Origin of the sequence: Mycobacterium botniense (assembly GCF_010723305.1) — a bacterium.
Classification (GTDB): domain Bacteria; phylum Actinomycetota; class Actinomycetes; order Mycobacteriales; family Mycobacteriaceae; genus Mycobacterium; species Mycobacterium botniense.
This window is the reverse complement of record NZ_BLKW01000003.1, coordinates 1-14,682: the sequence shown is the minus strand read 5'-3', so window position 1 is coordinate 14,682 and position 14,682 is coordinate 1. Positions and strand designations below refer to the sequence as shown.

24 protein-coding genes and 2 pseudogenes are annotated in these 14,682 nt (G+C 65.6%); 18 read left to right on the top strand and 8 right to left on the bottom strand.

The features are described from left to right. Positions 1-14 precede the first annotated feature (14 nt). Complete coding sequence (locus G6N08_RS10025; protein WP_163756931.1) at positions 15-1,058, top strand: DUF2460 domain-containing protein; 1,044 nt, start codon at positions 15-17, stop codon at positions 1,056-1,058. 54 nt (positions 1,059-1,112) lie between these two features. Then, the gene (locus G6N08_RS10020) at positions 1,113-3,482 is read left to right on the top strand and encodes a glycine-rich domain-containing protein (protein ID WP_163756929.1); all 2,370 of its coding nucleotides are present in this window, start codon (positions 1,113-1,115) and stop codon (positions 3,480-3,482) included. Here the strand turns inward: G6N08_RS10020 and G6N08_RS10015 are convergent. Beyond that, on the bottom strand, positions 3,463-3,606 hold the full coding sequence (locus tag G6N08_RS10015) for a hypothetical protein (RefSeq protein ID WP_157139267.1): 144 nt from the start codon (positions 3,604-3,606) through the stop codon (positions 3,463-3,465). The genes G6N08_RS10020 and G6N08_RS10015 overlap by 20 nt on opposite strands. After that, complete coding sequence (locus G6N08_RS10010) at positions 3,607-3,912, bottom strand: hypothetical protein (protein WP_163756927.1); 306 nt, start codon at positions 3,910-3,912, stop codon at positions 3,607-3,609. Between G6N08_RS10010 and G6N08_RS21325 the strand changes: the two genes are divergently transcribed. The 15 genes and pseudogenes from G6N08_RS21325 to G6N08_RS09945 all read left to right on the top strand — a co-directional run bounded on the left by G6N08_RS21325 (position 3,830) and on the right by G6N08_RS09945 (position 11,602). Continuing rightward, positions 3,830-4,633, top strand: coding sequence for a glycine-rich domain-containing protein (locus G6N08_RS21325; RefSeq protein ID WP_371869011.1), 804 nt, complete (start codon positions 3,830-3,832; stop codon positions 4,631-4,633). The genes G6N08_RS10010 and G6N08_RS21325 overlap by 83 nt on opposite strands. Positions 4,634-4,704: 71 nt before the next feature. Further along, the gene (locus G6N08_RS10005; protein WP_163756924.1) at positions 4,705-5,133 is read left to right on the top strand and encodes a hypothetical protein; all 429 of its coding nucleotides are present in this window, start codon (positions 4,705-4,707) and stop codon (positions 5,131-5,133) included. A 117-nt stretch (positions 5,134-5,250) separates the two neighbouring features. Continuing rightward, positions 5,251-5,799: a phospholipase D-like domain-containing protein gene (locus G6N08_RS10000; RefSeq protein WP_163756922.1), complete on the top strand. Its 549-nt coding sequence runs from the start codon at positions 5,251-5,253 to the stop codon at positions 5,797-5,799. Further along, positions 5,799-6,056, top strand: a complete 258-nt coding sequence (locus G6N08_RS09995) for a hypothetical protein (RefSeq protein ID WP_003921248.1) — start codon at positions 5,799-5,801, stop codon at positions 6,054-6,056. Before G6N08_RS10000 ends, G6N08_RS09995 begins: the two co-directional genes overlap by 1 nt. 9 nt (positions 6,057-6,065) lie before the next feature. Continuing rightward, on the top strand, positions 6,066-6,899 hold the full coding sequence (locus tag G6N08_RS09990; RefSeq protein ID WP_163756920.1) for a hypothetical protein: 834 nt from the start codon (positions 6,066-6,068) through the stop codon (positions 6,897-6,899). Between the two features lie 71 nt (positions 6,900-6,970). Continuing rightward, positions 6,971-7,318, top strand: a pseudogene (locus tag G6N08_RS09985) (C40 family peptidase); the annotation flags it as partial. 13 nt (positions 7,319-7,331) lie between these two features. Continuing rightward, entirely contained in the window at positions 7,332-8,171 is an 840-nt protein-coding gene (locus tag G6N08_RS09980) for a GH25 family lysozyme (protein ID WP_163756918.1), read from the top strand. Beyond that, complete coding sequence (locus G6N08_RS09975) at positions 8,171-8,506, top strand: hypothetical protein (RefSeq protein ID WP_083129667.1); 336 nt, start codon at positions 8,171-8,173, stop codon at positions 8,504-8,506. Before G6N08_RS09980 ends, G6N08_RS09975 begins: the two co-directional genes overlap by 1 nt. After that, complete coding sequence (locus G6N08_RS09970) at positions 8,503-9,042, top strand: PE-PPE domain-containing protein (protein WP_163756916.1); 540 nt, start codon at positions 8,503-8,505, stop codon at positions 9,040-9,042. The genes G6N08_RS09975 and G6N08_RS09970 overlap by 4 nt, the downstream gene beginning before the upstream one ends. Further along, positions 9,035-9,505, top strand: a complete 471-nt coding sequence (locus G6N08_RS09965) for a hypothetical protein (RefSeq protein ID WP_163756913.1) — start codon at positions 9,035-9,037, stop codon at positions 9,503-9,505. The genes G6N08_RS09970 and G6N08_RS09965 overlap by 8 nt, the downstream gene beginning before the upstream one ends. A gap of 19 nt (positions 9,506-9,524) precedes the next feature. After that, a complete protein-coding gene (locus tag G6N08_RS09960; RefSeq protein ID WP_083129665.1) occupies positions 9,525-9,752 on the top strand; it encodes a hypothetical protein in 228 nt (75 codons plus the stop codon). Continuing rightward, positions 9,752-10,087: a DUF2746 domain-containing protein gene (locus G6N08_RS09955; protein WP_083129664.1), complete on the top strand. Its 336-nt coding sequence runs from the start codon at positions 9,752-9,754 to the stop codon at positions 10,085-10,087. Before G6N08_RS09960 ends, G6N08_RS09955 begins: the two co-directional genes overlap by 1 nt. 9 nt (positions 10,088-10,096) lie before the next feature. Then, on the top strand, positions 10,097-10,246 hold the full coding sequence (locus G6N08_RS09950; protein WP_163756431.1) for a hypothetical protein: 150 nt from the start codon (positions 10,097-10,099) through the stop codon (positions 10,244-10,246). Beyond that, positions 10,243-10,413, top strand: a pseudogene (locus G6N08_RS21435) (DUF7427 family protein); the annotation flags it as partial. The gene G6N08_RS09950 and the pseudogene G6N08_RS21435, both read left to right, overlap by 4 nt. Next, positions 10,412-11,602 carry a PPE family protein gene (locus G6N08_RS09945; RefSeq protein ID WP_308494708.1) on the top strand — a complete coding sequence of 397 codons (1,191 nt, stop codon included), beginning with the start codon at positions 10,412-10,414 and terminating at the stop codon, positions 11,600-11,602. The pseudogene G6N08_RS21435 and the gene G6N08_RS09945, both read left to right, overlap by 2 nt. A gap of 183 nt (positions 11,603-11,785) precedes the next feature. Here the strand turns inward: G6N08_RS09945 and G6N08_RS09940 are convergent, their stop codons facing one another. From G6N08_RS09940 to G6N08_RS20165, 4 genes are all read right to left on the bottom strand, one after another. Beyond that, positions 11,786-12,085: a hypothetical protein gene (locus tag G6N08_RS09940; RefSeq protein WP_163756426.1), complete on the bottom strand. Its 300-nt coding sequence runs from the start codon at positions 12,083-12,085 to the stop codon at positions 11,786-11,788. A gap of 241 nt (positions 12,086-12,326) precedes the next feature. Then, a complete protein-coding gene (locus tag G6N08_RS09935) occupies positions 12,327-12,521 on the bottom strand; it encodes a hypothetical protein (RefSeq protein WP_163756912.1) in 195 nt (64 codons plus the stop codon). Next, positions 12,518-12,775 (bottom strand): hypothetical protein, encoded by a 258-nt coding sequence (locus G6N08_RS09930; RefSeq protein ID WP_163756910.1) that lies wholly within the window; start codon positions 12,773-12,775, stop codon positions 12,518-12,520. Before G6N08_RS09930 ends, G6N08_RS09935 begins: the two co-directional genes overlap by 4 nt. A gap of 13 nt (positions 12,776-12,788) precedes the next feature. After that, positions 12,789-12,950, bottom strand: coding sequence for a hypothetical protein (locus tag G6N08_RS20165; RefSeq protein WP_170301272.1), 162 nt, complete (start codon positions 12,948-12,950; stop codon positions 12,789-12,791). A gap of 62 nt (positions 12,951-13,012) precedes the next feature. Between G6N08_RS20165 and G6N08_RS09925 the strand changes: the two genes are divergently transcribed. Then, positions 13,013-13,423 (top strand): hypothetical protein, encoded by a 411-nt coding sequence (locus G6N08_RS09925; RefSeq protein ID WP_163756908.1) that lies wholly within the window; start codon positions 13,013-13,015, stop codon positions 13,421-13,423. A 539-nt stretch (positions 13,424-13,962) separates the two neighbouring features. On the opposite strand, the gene G6N08_RS09920 is transcribed toward G6N08_RS09925, so the two are convergent. Together G6N08_RS09920 and G6N08_RS09915 are read right to left on the bottom strand one after the other, a co-directional pair. Next, the gene (locus G6N08_RS09920; protein WP_163756906.1) at positions 13,963-14,136 is read right to left on the bottom strand and encodes a hypothetical protein; all 174 of its coding nucleotides are present in this window, start codon (positions 14,134-14,136) and stop codon (positions 13,963-13,965) included. Positions 14,137-14,490: 354 nt separating this feature from the next. Further along, the coding region (locus G6N08_RS09915; RefSeq protein WP_218033369.1) for a hypothetical protein at positions 14,491-14,682 on the bottom strand (192 nt) is incomplete at its 5' end.

Below are 14,682 nucleotides of genomic sequence, written 5' to 3'. Positions count from 1 at the left end.
AAAGGGCAGCGGGTGTGAGTATTTACGGCGAAGCCCCGTCCGGGGCTGTTAACGGAACCAACACCGTTTTCACTACGTCGCAGCCGTTCTACCCTGGCAGCACTCGGGTCTATGTGAACGGTGAACGCCAACACGACGGCGTTGACTACAGCGAGGATCCGCCGTCAACTCTGACATTCGCGCAACCGCCGGCGAACGGGGCTGTGATCCTGGTTGACTATGACATCACCGCGCAGGGTGCGAATTATCCGCTAGGTCAATGGAATTGGAACCCTGAGGGTTACCCCGCCGGTTCGGTGCTGTATTACGGGCCGGTCCTGTGGCCGGCGGGGATAGACCCCGGTTCGACGAAAACCGCTGTCATGGTGTTCGGGCCGGGCGGCGCACAAGCAAACGGGATACCTCCGCTGGCCGCCGGCCAGCCCGGTCCCCCACCACAGTTGGCCATCGGCAACGTCAACACGCTAGCCGCGGGCAGCAGCGCTACCGCCGACCTGCGCGAAACAGCGCCGGGTGGCCCCGGGATCCCGTCCGCGTACGTGCTGGACCTCGGGCTGCCGCAAGGTTCACCGGGCACCGTCGGCAGCTTCCTCATCGCCAGCGCCGAAGACCTGGTGGGAACCCTAGTCAACGGCGCGACGCTGCTGTTCAACTCGGCGACCGGAAAATTCAACCCGGCTCCGCTGCCATTCCTGTTCGCCTACAACGTCACCGGGATACCCACCACCGGAACCTCGGGCGGCCAAGTGCGCACGTTGTCATCGCTGACGATACCTGCCCAGACCCAGCCGTATCTTCCGCTGGTGTTCGCCTCCGTTGAGGTCGCGGGCACCGTGAACACGAAGGTGGATTTGGTGGCCCGGCTAGGCGGCGCACCAAACACACAGGGAGGCGCCGAGATCGGCCGCGGATTCGGCACGCTGGGCGCGGCGCCCCCCGGCGCCTGTGATCATCCCCGAGTTCGGGGCTTTGCTCAACGGGGGCTCGGTCGGTCAAGTCGGCGCCGGAACGTCCGCCACCGTGTATTTGAACGCCGAGCAGCAAGCGGCGACAACTGACGAATACTCCACCGGCCGCTGCGTGTTCACCGTGGTAGGGGCGCCGCTGTCGTCATGACCAGTCCAGCGCCGAATTGGACGACACCGGACCCGTCCGTACACTACCCGCCAGGCAGCTCGCTTAGCGCGCGCCCGTTCACTGCGCAGCAGATTGAGGCGATCGGCCAGCAGCTCATAGAGGGATTCCTGCGCTGGGTTGTCCAAGCGTTGATCGGCGTGGTCACCGGCCAAAACCTCAGCGGTGTGCTCGCGCAGCTGTCGTCGTGGTCGAACACCTTGCAGTCCGACATCAACGACGCCGCAACCGATGTGCAGCAGGCCATCGACAACGTGGTCCAGTTGTTCGGCGGCTCCGGCACCAACAACCCGGTGTCGCAGATCCTGTCGCAAGGCAAAGACGCGATCAACCAGCTGGTCAACTCGCTGCAAGGCTTGTTGACCGGAAACCCGTTCGGGGACTTCGCTAACGCGCTGCAGGCCATCCCCGGATTGAACATCGCCGGCCAGCTGCGCCCCGCAACCGGTGTTGTGCTCGCGGGCGCGCACATCGTCGACATCAACCCCGAACTGCTGTGGGCGCCCGGCTTCGACACCGCGGCGTCGGTGTCGGCGCGCGCCCCGCAGATCACCTGGGACGGCACCACCGGGCGCACCAACCCCGGTTCGCTGCTGATCCAACCCGACGGCGCATACCTCTACTCCGATGTCGGCAACCCGATCCCGGTCACGCCCGGCGAGCAGCTCGCCATGTCGATCTGGGCGAAGTGGGCCGGTCTCGTCTACACCGGAACCAACCCAATCCGGCTGGAGGTGCTGCAGTACAAGTTCGCCGGTATGCAGGTGCCGCAACGCGTGTCATCGGTCGTGCTGGCCGAGTTCACCAACCCGCCAGCGAGCCAGTCGGTGTGGCAGCAGCTTTCGCAAACCTTCACCGTCCCGATTGACGGCAGCGTTGACACGGTCTTTCTGCGCCCCCTGGTGGACGCGATTGCGACTGCGGGGCAGGTGTGGTTCGACGACGGCTCGGTGAAGAAGGTCAACACGATCCCCTCGAGTCTGCTGTCCGGCGTTCCCGCGTCCGCCATCCAGGGGATTCAGGGCATCGAAGACATCGGCTCGACGATCCAAAACATGTGGGACAACCTCGCCACCACACTGGCGAACGCGCTCAATCTGTCGGGGGTGTCGAGCAGCGGCAACCCGCTGTCGACGGTGACGCAGGCGGTGCAGAGCGCCGCGCACGTCACCGTCAACGCGATGACGTTGGCGCAGAACGCCACCAACACGCTCGGCATTCAGGACAACCGGGCGGTCTCGGCCGGCCTTGAGGAAACCGTCGAGTCCAACATGAGCCTGCAATCGCTGGGCTCCGGTTCGGCTCCCTCGACGGTGACGGCGACCCAATCCGCGTCGGCCGGCGGCTTTCTGCGCGCCAGCCAGGCGAAAACCCTCGGCTTTCACCAGTGGTGGGGCTACTACTCCGGCACCGTCACAGCGTTCTACCTGAACTTCGCCAAGATGGACAGCTCCGGCAACATCACGCCGCTGTTCAGCTCCGGCGACCTGCACACCAACCTGTCGAAGACCGGGCAGTGGAACGTCTACACCTTCCCCTACGCAGACGAAATCCCGGTCAACCCAGGCGATGTCATCCTGGTCGAATACCAGGTCGTCGGCTCCGGCACCGTGTACATCGCCGGGCTGGGCCAATCTTGGCAAACCGACCACCCGAGCGCGAACACGAAACAGACCGGCTTCACCCGCAACACCGGATCCAGCGGGCCCACCGCGCTATCGAGCGGCATCACCTACACCGGCAACACCCCATACGTCGGGCTCGGGGTGAGCAACGTACCGCCGAACTACCAGCCACCCGTAACGAGCACCTACGCCGCGGCCGGCCAATACACCTTCACGCTGCCGCCTTGGATGGTTGCGGGCAACAAGCTCGACCTTGTCGGCGTCGGCGGCGGCGGCGCCGGCCAGGGCGCGGAAGTCTTCATCGGAGGGCAGGGCGGTTCGGCCGGCAGCTGGAACGTGGGAACCCTGGTTGTCGGAACCGATATTGCGCCCGGCGGCACGATCACCGTCACCGTGGGTGCCGGTGGGCCGCAGCAGATTCAATGGTTCACCGCCGGACTTCCAGGCACCGCGACCACATTCCAGTGGACCGACCCTGGGGGCACCCAGCACACACTGACCTGTCCCGGCGGCGCAGGGGGATCGGGCTTCCTCCCAACCAGTCAATACGGCGCCTCACCCGGAAACGAAACCTACAACGGCGTCATCTATTACGGCGGGGGCACGGTGTTCGACAGCTTCGCCGGCAGCGCGCCCGGGGGTGGTGGCGGCGGTGCGGCGCCGTATTTGTTCGGCGGCGCGGGCGCTGATGGCCAAGCATGGATTAGGGCGTACCAGTCATGACGCTGCCGTTCGGGGACAGTGTTTGGTCTGCACCGCCCTCGTCGACGGGCTGGTGGCCGGTGATCGACGCAGCAGTCACCGTCCCGGCCATGTCGGCGATCGCGAAGATGCCCGCGCCCAGCATTCAGGACTCCATCATGATGGTGGTTCCCGGAATGCAGGCCGTCGCAACGATGCCCGCACCCACGGTGGAGGTCATCGTGCCGGCCCCGGCGATGGCCGCCACCGCAACCATGCCTGCGCCGGCCCTCTCAACGAGCGGCACGATCACACCACCCGCGATGTCGGCGGCCGCCTCCATGCCCGCACCGGCGGTATCGAGCGGCGTCAACCTCGCCGCCCCAGCGATGGCCGCGGCCGCCTCCATGCCGGCGCCCACCGCGACCGTCTCGTCGTTCACGCCGTTCGCCGAAGAGAACGTCAACCGCACGAATCAGCCTGTGCCCGCTGGCACAAGCGGTTGCTGGGTCACGCTGATCGGCGGCGGCGGTGCAGGCGGGTCTGGCAGCGACGACAATGGCTTCTACGGTGGTGGCGGAGGCGGCGGCGGAGGCCGCGTAGACCGCGTGTTCATACCTGTTGCATCGCTCGGCGCGACGTATTCGGTCACTCGCGGCGCAGGCGGGGTGGCAGGTTCATCCCCGACCGCTGGCGGCGCGTCCACATTCTCATCTGGCAGCGTCTCGCTATCCGCTGGCGGTGGCCAACCCGGAGCTAACGGCGTCGGCAGTACCCCGAATCCGCCTGGCGGTGCTGGCGGCACAAGCTCAGCCTCCGGCATAACCGCTTCCACACATACCGGCAAAGCGGGTGGTAACGGGTACGTAAGCTACGGCTTCCCCGGCGTCAGCGATACCACCGACAACGTTGGCGCTGGCGGCGGTGGTGGGGCCCTCGTCAGCTCTGGAGGCGGAGCTGGCGCTGGCGGCGATTCCACGACGCGCACCGGCGGCGCAGGTGGAAATAACTCGGACGGCTCCGCGCCAATCGATGCCGCTGCCGGAAACGGCGGCGCAGGGGGCGGCGGCGGCTCAGGAAACGGATACGTCGGCGGCAACGGCGGACTCTACGGCGGTGGCGGGGGTGGCGGCGGTCAAAGCGCGAACGGAGGCAACGGCGGAGCCGGATACACGCTCATCGAATGGAACTAGCCCGCTGACAGCGGCTCTCAAACGAAAACCCCTCCCGCACAACACGTCCGCAGAAAGGAGGCTTCATCAGCATGGCCGTAACCGCTCACTTCTACAACAGCTTCTTCACTGCGCTGGCGCAGGGAAAGATCAACCTGACATCGGACACACTCAAGCTGGCGCTCGTCGGCTCCGGCTACACACCCAACCAAGCCGCCGACCAGTTCTGGTCGACGCCGCAGGCGTATGAGATCAGCGGCCCCGGCTACACCGCCGGGGGGTGTGGTGATCGGGTCGATCGCAATCACCCCAGCAGGTTGGGATTTCACCGGCGCCAACGCGCAATGGTCCAACGCCACATTCTCCGCGTACAAGGCAGTGCTCTACGACGCCAAAACCGGCTCAGCCGCAACCGATCCGCTGATCGGCTGGGTCGACTTCGGCGGGTGCAGTCCCCGTCCAACGGCGTGTTCGCGGTGAACTGGTCGGCAGACGGCATCGGCGTCATCACACCCGCCTGACATGAGCGCAACCGGCTGGCTGACCGCCTTCGCGACCGGCGGCCTCGCCTCAGCTGCCATCGGCGCCATCCTCGAATACGTCGGCCACGCCATCCATCACGGCCACAAGGACAACAAATGAGCACCCGCGCTCACCCTCTCTACAGCCTGTCGGTGCTCGACAAATACCGCACCCAACCGCTGCCGCCCGGCTATCCCGAGCACCGGCGCACCCTCTACGCCCCGGTCGACGACGTGCACGGCGCATTGTGCTATCTGCTCAACAGCGCCCAGCACTCCCTGGTTGTCGCCATGTACGGATTTGACGACCCGCAGCTCGCAGAAATACTGCGCAGCAAGCTCGTTCAAGAGCACTGCTACGTGCAGCTCACCCTGGACAGCTCGCAGGCCGGCGGCGTCCACGAACGCCAGCTGCTCGCCCAGCAGGACTATCCGGCGTCGTCGATCGCTATCGGACGAAGCGAACACGGCCGCATCATGCACATGAAAATGGTTGTGGTCGACAACCTTTGGGTGGTTCAGGGCTCAACCAACTGGAGCGACGCGGGCGAACGCTTGCAGGACAACGAAATGAGCGTCACCGCCGACCCCTACGTCGCCGCCGAGGCCCGGGGCCGCATCGACGCCATCCACGCCAACATGCTCGGCAAACAGAAAGGTTCCTGATGCCCGCACCCAAGAAAGCAACCGCGGTCAAACAGGTGGCCGCCAAACACCGCCCCACTATTGCGCTTCCGCTGTTCGGCACGGTGCCGGTGCCGGAGCTCGACCAGCTGGCCTACTACGGCGGTGTGGCTGCGCTGGCAGCGCTCGAGCTGATCGAGTGGCCGATCGCCGCCATCGTCGCCGCCGGGCACGTCCTGGCCCACAACCGCCACAACAAAGCGCTCGCCGAGCTCGGCGAAGCACTCGAGCAAGCATAGGAGACCGCCGTGAAATACAAGCTCGGATTGAAGCCCGTCCACACCCATCCGCGAATCCGGCTGTGCGACTACTACACCAGCGACCTGCCAAGCGTTGATTCGCTGAAGTTCCCGCTCGGGCACGCCGGTCTGGTCAAGCCGCGAATGTACCTCAACGACCGGATCGGTGACTGCGCAATCGCGGGCAGCATCGAGGAGATCCGCCTGGCGAACGCGCTGCGCGGCGTCACCGTCAATTTCACCGACGACACCGCGGTGCAGAACTACTCGGAGATCACCGGATACAACCCCGCCGATCCCGGCAGCGACCAAGGCACCGACGTCCACGAACTCTACGAATTCCGGCAGAACACTGGCATCGTGGACGCGGACGGCAACCGGCACAAGATCGTCGCCTACGCCGGGCTGACACCGGGGGACTGGGACGAAATGCTGATCGCGTTGAGCCTGTTTGAAGTGGTGGGTGTGGGAATCCTAGTTCCCGACTACGCGGAAGCCCAGTTCGAATCCGGGCAAGCGTGGCATCTCATCCCCGGCCGTCACCGGGTCGAAGGCGGACATTACATTCCGGTGTGGGGCGCCTCCGACCGCCACACCGCGCAGCTGCCCACATGGGGCGGTGACGGCGCCATCACCGCGCCGTTCTTCAGCGCCTTCAACACCGTCGCTGTCGTCGCGCTCACCGAGGAAATGTTCACCGGCGGCAAGAGCCCCGCGGGTGTCGACTTCGACAAGCTGTCCAGTGATCTTCGCAAGCTGGACACCGGACCCGTGCTAGCCCCGACGCCGCGACGGCGTCCGCGCAAAGACAGCGACGAGCTGGCGCCGCGTCCTGGACCGTGATCCGAACTGGCGCGACCGTGCTCGCCGCGCATCTGTTGTTGCTCAGCGCGATGTCCCCGCAATCGAAGGCTGACGCTGCCACTGTTGTGGCGGTGGCCCGTACCGCGATCGGCAGACCCTACCAGTGGGGCGCGGCGGGTCCGGATGCGTTCGACTGCTCCGGGCTGGTCGTGTGGGCGTACGCGCAAGTCGGCATCACGCTGCCGCATTCGAGTCAGGCGCTCGCGGTCGGCGGCCAGCCGGTCGACCGCCCCGACCTGCAGCCCGGCGACGTGGTCACCTTCTACCCCGACGCCAGCCACGCCGCGATCTACAGCGGCGACGGCAACATCATCCAAGCCGCCACCTACGGGGTGCCAGTAGAAGAAGTGCCGATAGTCCAAGGCGGCCCGTTCCACAACGCACGCAGATACGTCTAAGGAGGAAAAACAGGTGACGCTGTACGGAGTGGATTTATCCAATAACAACTGGGGTGGCCAGCCAGCGGCGGCCATCGTTTCGGCCCTCAACGAGATCATCTCCGAAGGTTTCACGTGGATCGAGCACAAAGTATCGGAAGGAAACTACTACCGAGACCCGTACTGGCCCACCGTGTGGCAGTGGGCGCAGCAGACCGGAAACCTGGTTGTCGGCTACCACTATGTCACCACCGACGACCCGGCGCAGCAGGCGCAAACCTATCTGGCCAACGACCCGAGTAACGGGGCGGCGCCGTGCATGCTCGACTTCGAAGCCAACTCCGGTGACATCACCAACTTTTGGGCCGTGTGGAACGCGTTCGTCGCGGCGGGTGTCAACATGCGGCTGTCCCATATACCGCACTGGTATTGGCAACAGATCGGCTCCCCCGACCTGTCCGGTGTGGTCGGGCTGGTGTCGTCGGCCTACTACGAAGAGGGCAACTACGCCAGCACCGAATACGCCGACGCGGGCGGCGACAACGGCCAAGGCTGGACCGGCTACGGCGGCGCCACCCCCGTCATTTGGCAATTCACCGACGCCGCGCTGGTTGCGGGAATGTCCGTGGACGCCAACGCGTTTCGTGGCTCTGTTGATGATCTGAGATCACTACTAGGTATAGGAGGACTATTTATGGCGTTGACCGACGCTGAGCAGCAAGAGCTGCTGCAAAAGGTACGAGAGGTCTGGGACCAGCTGCGCGGACCAGGCGGGCAGGGCTGGCCGCAGCTCGGCCAGAACGCGCAAGGCCAAAACCTCACGCCGGTCGACGCGCTCGCGTCGGTCAAGAACTCTATCGAAGGGAAGCAATGATGAGTGACGCCAACAGCTTGCAGGCCGACGTCTCTGGGGTGAAAGTCGATGGGACACCGATGCCGTGGCGCAACGTGCTGGCGCGGCATCCTCGCAACATCGGCGATATCGTCAACGACCCGGCGCGCGGCCCCTGGAACTCTACCCACAACGGTCAGAGCTATCAGGGCACCTATGACGCGTTCGAGCAGCAGGTCACCGTCGCCGAGCAGATCGCGTGGACGCACGTCTTCTCCGACGGCATCGAACGCGACTCCGGGGACGTGCTGATCGAGTTGATGGAATTCGCGATCCAGTGGCGCAAAGCCAACGGTCTTCCGACGAGCGCGAAATGACCGGGTGGGCGGACCTGCAGGCCGGCATCTCCGGTGTTGTGAAGGTCCGGCACGCTGTGCTCACCGTGGGCGGCACGTGGGAGTCGGCGCCGGGCACCCAGTACCCGTCGATGGTGGTCGCCGGGCTAAACACCTACGTCGATGACGGGTTGTGCTACGAGGTTGCGGTGCCCTACCCGGCGTCGTTCGGCCCGGTGGGCGGTTCGGCCTCGTCGCCGAGCTACCAGCAGTCGGTCGCTGACGGCTACAACTGGATCGCGGAATGGCTCGCCGCCAACCCGTTGCAGACGTTCGTCCTCGGAGGCTACAGCCAAGGCGCCGAGGTGGTGTCACGCGTCGCGATCGACATCATGGACGGCCCTCTCGCGCAGTACGCCCCGAATTTCGTGGGCGGCTACACGTTCGGAAACCCGTGCCGCGGAGCCGGTTTCTACGCCCCAGGTATCGCCGACCCAGGGGGGCACGGCATCTCGTCGCTGAACATGACCGAGCTGCCGATGCGCGACGGGCAGGTCGTGGGCCGACTACGTGCATAGCCCGGCCAATGGCGACGCCGGCCTCGACATGTACGCGAGCGTCCCCAACGGCCAAGTCGGGCAGGACATGACCGACGTCTACACCGTGGCCACCGGCCTGCAGTTCAACGACCTCGGCGCACTGACCACCGACATTGTCAACGCACTGGTCATGGCCGTCAAAGATCTCGGTCTGATCCCGGCGTTCACCGGCGGCATCGCCGGGCTGGCGGCCGCCGGACTGGGCGCGCTCGAGGGACTGCTGATCGGGTTGATCAGCGGGCCGCAGGCCAACGCCACCGGCACCCAGGCCGCCGTCGAGGCCGCGCTGCAGGGCATCGACTTCCTGGCTGCGCCCGGCGGCCCAACCGCACCGCACATCAGCTACGTCGGCGAGATCGGCGGCTACTCAAACCTTGTCGCCAACGCCGTGGGTTTCCTGCACAACATCGCAACACTCACAGCCGCCCGCGCGGCGGCCTAAACCCGAAAGGTCATCGAAGATGAGTATCAAACTCCCGTTTAAGCCGTCCAAGGCAGCGCAGGCCGCGGTCGCGGTCCTGGCCGCCACTGGCTCTGTCGGTACCTACGCGCTGCATGAGTTCGCCGGCATCCTTCCCGAGACGTGGGCCGGCGCGATCAGCAGCGGCTTGGCGGTGATTGCCGCTGTGGCGGGCTTCATCAAGACCGCAGAGCCGCTGATCGACGACCTCGACCAGTTCGCCTCCTGATGGGCGAGCCGACCACCCTGATCGGGCTGGCCGGGCTCGTCGTCATCACGGTCGGCGGCTGGGGAAAAGCATGGATCGACAGTCGCAACCATGCACGCGCAGTCGGCGGCATCCGCGACCAGCTCGTCAACGGTCACGACTCGAACCTGCGGGAAGATCTGGACGAGTTCCGGGCCGAGGTCCGCGCCGGTTTCGATGACGTGCGCCGCGATATGCGCGGCATCCGCCAGGACATCGGCGGTGTCCGCGGCGAGCTGCGTGACGAGCGCGAAGCACGGCTCGACCTCGAGCGGCGCATCGAAACGGCGAAACGCCGCCACCCCGAACAGATGTGACGTGACCTCATGCAGGCGCGGTCGCCGCTGACTGAGCAGATCACCACCGCGCTGGCGCAACTACGCGCCGCGCGGGATCAGGGCGAGATCGAGCGCGAGCTCACGTGGCAGTCCATGCTGGACCGGCTGCTCGATCGTTATAGCCAGGGATCCCGGTGAGGCCATCCGACAAGGCGTGGATCGCGCTCGGCGTCGCACTGGTGGCCGGCGTCGGCGCGTGGGACGCACTGTGCCCGCGCGGCGAAACGCTGTCTGACGCTAGCCGCCGTTACACCCAAACCCATCCGCTGCTCACCTATGGGGTGATCGGCACAGTGGTGGGGCATCTGGCCGGCTGGCTGCATCCAGCTGTGGACCCAATACATCTCACCGGGGCAGGGATTAGATGGATTACCCGGCGCTTCCACCGGAGATCAACTCGGCCCGCATGTACACCGGTGCGGAGCGGCGCCGCTCCAGACCGCGGCGCTGGCCTGGCAGCGGCTGGCCGGCGATCTGGACGCCGCTGCCGTAGCGTACCGATCGGTCATCTCAGGGCTCGCCGACGCGTGGCACGGGCCGTCGTCTGCCGCGATGGCGCGAGCAGCCGCCACGTACATCGCGTGGCTGGAAGCGTCCGCGGCGCAATGCAGCCGCATCGGCGCGCAAGCCAACGCCGCGGCGCAAGCCTACCAGGCCGCGCTCGCCGCGACCGTACCGCCGCCCGTTATCGCCGCTAACAGGGCGCAGCTGGCCGCGCTGGTGGCGACGAACCTGCTCGGCCAGAACACACCGGCCATCATGGAGACCGAGGCGCAGTACGTCGAGATGTGGGCACAAGACGTGGCCGCGATGGCGCGGTACCAGGCGCAGTCATTGGCTGCGACGGCGCCGATTACGCCGTTCGCGCCGGCGCCGCAAACCACCAACCCGGGGGCGCCGGCGATCCAACCCGCGGCCACCACCGGCGGCGTTGAGTCCATTGAATCCATCCTCGAACAACTGCTCAACAGCCTCGGACTCAACCCTAACGGTGTGCCTGTCCTGGGCCTCGACGGCGGCACCATCCTCGGCCAGTACATCGAGCAGTCGCTGGGCGGCGGCTACCCGGTCAACCTCGCGCAGCTGTTCGTCGATTTCATCGGCTACACCGAGGTGGCCGCCGAAAGCCAACTCATCGCTACGGCAGCCGCGTCCAGCGGCGACGGTCACGGCGGCGGCGCACCGCAGACGTTCAGCGTCAGCGGCGCGACACCGTACGTGTCGACCCACGTGACCGCCAACATGGGCGGCGCGGGGCGGCTTGGCCGCTTCTCGGCGCCCACCTGGACCACACAGCCCTGGAACCTTGAAGGCCGGGCGCCAACCGTCTCGGTGGCGACTCCGACCACACAGCGCTACCAGACCGGAATCCCTGTGCCGCCCGCAGTCCCGGTCACCACCGCCGGCCGCAGCGCACAACGCAAGATCCGCGAAGACCCCGAATACGGGCATGTGTCGAAAGTGGTGCCGACGCGACACCCCTCAGCTGGATAGGCCACGCGGCGGCGACTACCTCGCGCTTCGCTGAGGAATATCTGATCAGGCGATATCCTCTTCGACACGGACGTAGGCTCCTTCCTTCAGACTTGCTCGTCTTCGACGGAACCTACGTCCGAACTCTTTTTACACCGCCGCAAGGCCTCCTGCAGGGCGCGCCGGGGCTACGTCGGCGCGGCATCAGAGGCCGTTGAGGATTCTGTACTCGTCGGCTGCCCGTTGATCGCGGCCGACATAGACGATGTCACTCAGGTCGCATAACGCCACCCACCACAGGCCGGTTCGCTCGCAGTCGTCTTTGCCGAGCTCGAGACGCCACTGGCCGTCATAGTCGGGGCCGTTGTCCTCGACGCGTCGCACGCACGTCCACTGGAATCGCTGCCCGACGATCGCCGCCGCTGCTGGCGTGAGATCGTCGGTCCGCTGCGGGTTGAAGGTCGCCTCAATAACGTCGCCCGCTTCGATCGCGCTGGGGTCCATGACTTTTGGTGCCTCCTCCACTGTACAGACAGCTGTACACAAAGGCGATAACGGGCACAGCGGGCTACTAGCTAGGGTGCCGTAAATCTGGTTGAGCGCATGAACGAGGCGGCTGTGCGGTTTTAGATCGCATCATAGTACGCCTGCCAGGCTGGTGTGACCATCATTTTCGCGCGCGCCGCAAGCTTCATGGGCCCTCCTTCTATGCGTTCGGATCAGGATACGGCCCGGTTTGCATAGCTCACGACGTGATGACCACGCCGGGCACTTCCTGGCAGGCACGGGCGACCACGTGGCGCCACCACCGCGCCGGCAAATGTGCCGTATCTGGCCGGGCAGCATGCATGCATGTCCTCGTCGCGCCTGTACACGTATACAGCGGGTCGCGCGCCGCGTTGAGCACGTCGACCAGCTCGTCGACCGCTTTTGCGGTCATCGCCTCGATCTGTTCGGGTGCGGCGCGCCGCCGGGGCTTCCCCAGGTCGCGCTGGGCGCGCTGGCAACGGCCAGGCGGCCGCCGGCCACGGTCGGCGCGGCGAGCTGCCCGTCGTGCACGAGCCGCCGCACTGCGTCGACGACGGGCCGGTGGCTGGCGCGGTAGTCGTCGAACGCGGCATTCTGTTGCCGGCACCGCTCCCGGAACGGACGTTTAACCTTGTCCTCAAGGGTCCGGTTAGTAAGGTTGGGCATCAAAACACCTTTGTTAGCAAAGTCGTTCCCCTGGAACTTCGGGAGACCACGGAAACATGAGCATCGCGTCAACGGCATCCGCGCCGAACGTTGCCGCTAGCGCGGCATACTTCTCCGCCTGCTCGACCGCCATCATCGCCCAGATCTCTTCTCGCGTAAAATCCCACCGGCCCACTCAGCCATCCTCCCCGTACATGCGGCACGCGCCGTGATCAGTATTGAGGGCAGTAGGCGTCGATGGCGGCGCACGTAGACTTCCGCGTCCCGCCACGTCAGCGACGGATTATTGCGCATGGCGAGCTCCTGCGTTTCCGCGCGGTGGCCCGCCGCGAGATATTCGCAGCCTTGCCGGGCATCAGCGGCCGCCACCGAGTCGTCCAGGATGACCAGGCCGCCCGCACGCGCTTCGCTGAGGAATATCTGATCGGAGTACGGCTGGGCGGCGCTTGCGCAGTAGGCACCAGTGGCGCTGCGACGGGTGTGGATGTTTGCGTGACCGTCACTGTCGTCGGCGGCGCCGTCACTGTCGTCGGCGGTGAGGTTACTGTCGTCGGCGGTGAGGTTACTGTCGTCGGCGGCGCAGGCGGTGTTTGCGCCTCCGTCGCTGGTGTTGACTCGGGCGTCGCCGCATCAGTCGCTGGAGAGTGACCTTTTGACATCAACGCGATCGCGACGATCCATCCCGCTGCGACAACGACGACCGCCATCAGGCCCACGAAAATCTTGACGGTGCCCCATGCGTAGGCGCGGTACTCGTCCTCCCACGCGTCGTCGTCCCACGGGTCATCGCCGGATTGCTCGGTGAAATCAGTCGCAGTCACGTCGGCGTCGCTGTAGGCCAGCGGCGGCCGATCGACGACCGCCGTCTCGATCAGCTCAGTCCGCAGGCATTCCTGCGCGGCGACCGTGGGGGCGTTTCCGGCCCCATTGACACCGTCAATGCTGTCTCGTGTTTCCGCAGGTCGCGTGATGTCGGTTCGTGTCCTCCATGTCAGCTCATTCCTTGCCGTTTTCGCAGCTAGAAGCCGGTTTTCATCGGAATAACGAAGGGGTTCATATCCGTCCCATAATCCAGCACCTAGCTTTTGGTTACGGTGTCACGTATTGGCGGCACCGGTAGGTGATCGGGTCGCAGATCAGCTGGTTGGTAGTCCACCCGCCGTACGTGCCGGGCACATCCCACGTGTTTAGTCCCGGACCATTCCATTGGGGCGGGGGTTCGTTTCGGTCGTGTAGTTGTGTGCTGCAAGCTGGTGCAGCAGCTCCACCGCGCCTCGCCGAGACAAACGCACCGGATCCGCGCTGTAGGTGCGCTGCCTGATCTCGCCGTCGATCTCCCAATTGGCTTTGCTGACAGTCACCACCGCGCGTTGCAACGCGCGCGAGCCCGCGCAGGCATCGACCGCAAATCGCCGGATACCGAAGGCTCATCGGAGGAAGCGACCGTGAACACGCGCGCCACCGTGCGCAATGCCACCGAATCCGGCTCGAAGCGTCAACATCGCGCATCGGCTCCGTTCCAGAGGCTTCGATCGGAGCGTCAGCACGCAAACCATGCACAGACCCAGGTGCAACACCTTCGACAAGCAGGTTCCGGCTGAGGCTGCGCAGGCCCAGTTTGTCCCGGACGATCGCCTTCGTCGCATCGTTGATCCCCGAAACCAGCCGGGCTAGCTGGTCCGCGCGAGCACTGTGGTCCCTGATGCCCTCACCGGTCAGATGTCCAGCTCAGCCTGCTCGGGTGAAAGCTCCTCATTCCACACCGCCAACATTGACGGCCGGTCGGCGATCGCCCCGCCGGCGCTGTTTAGCAGCAGCCCAGCCTCGCGGGGAAAGCCGGCGAGGATTTGGATTGACTGACGCAGCAGCTCCTCATCAGTCATCGAAGCCAGCTCAGTCATCGACAA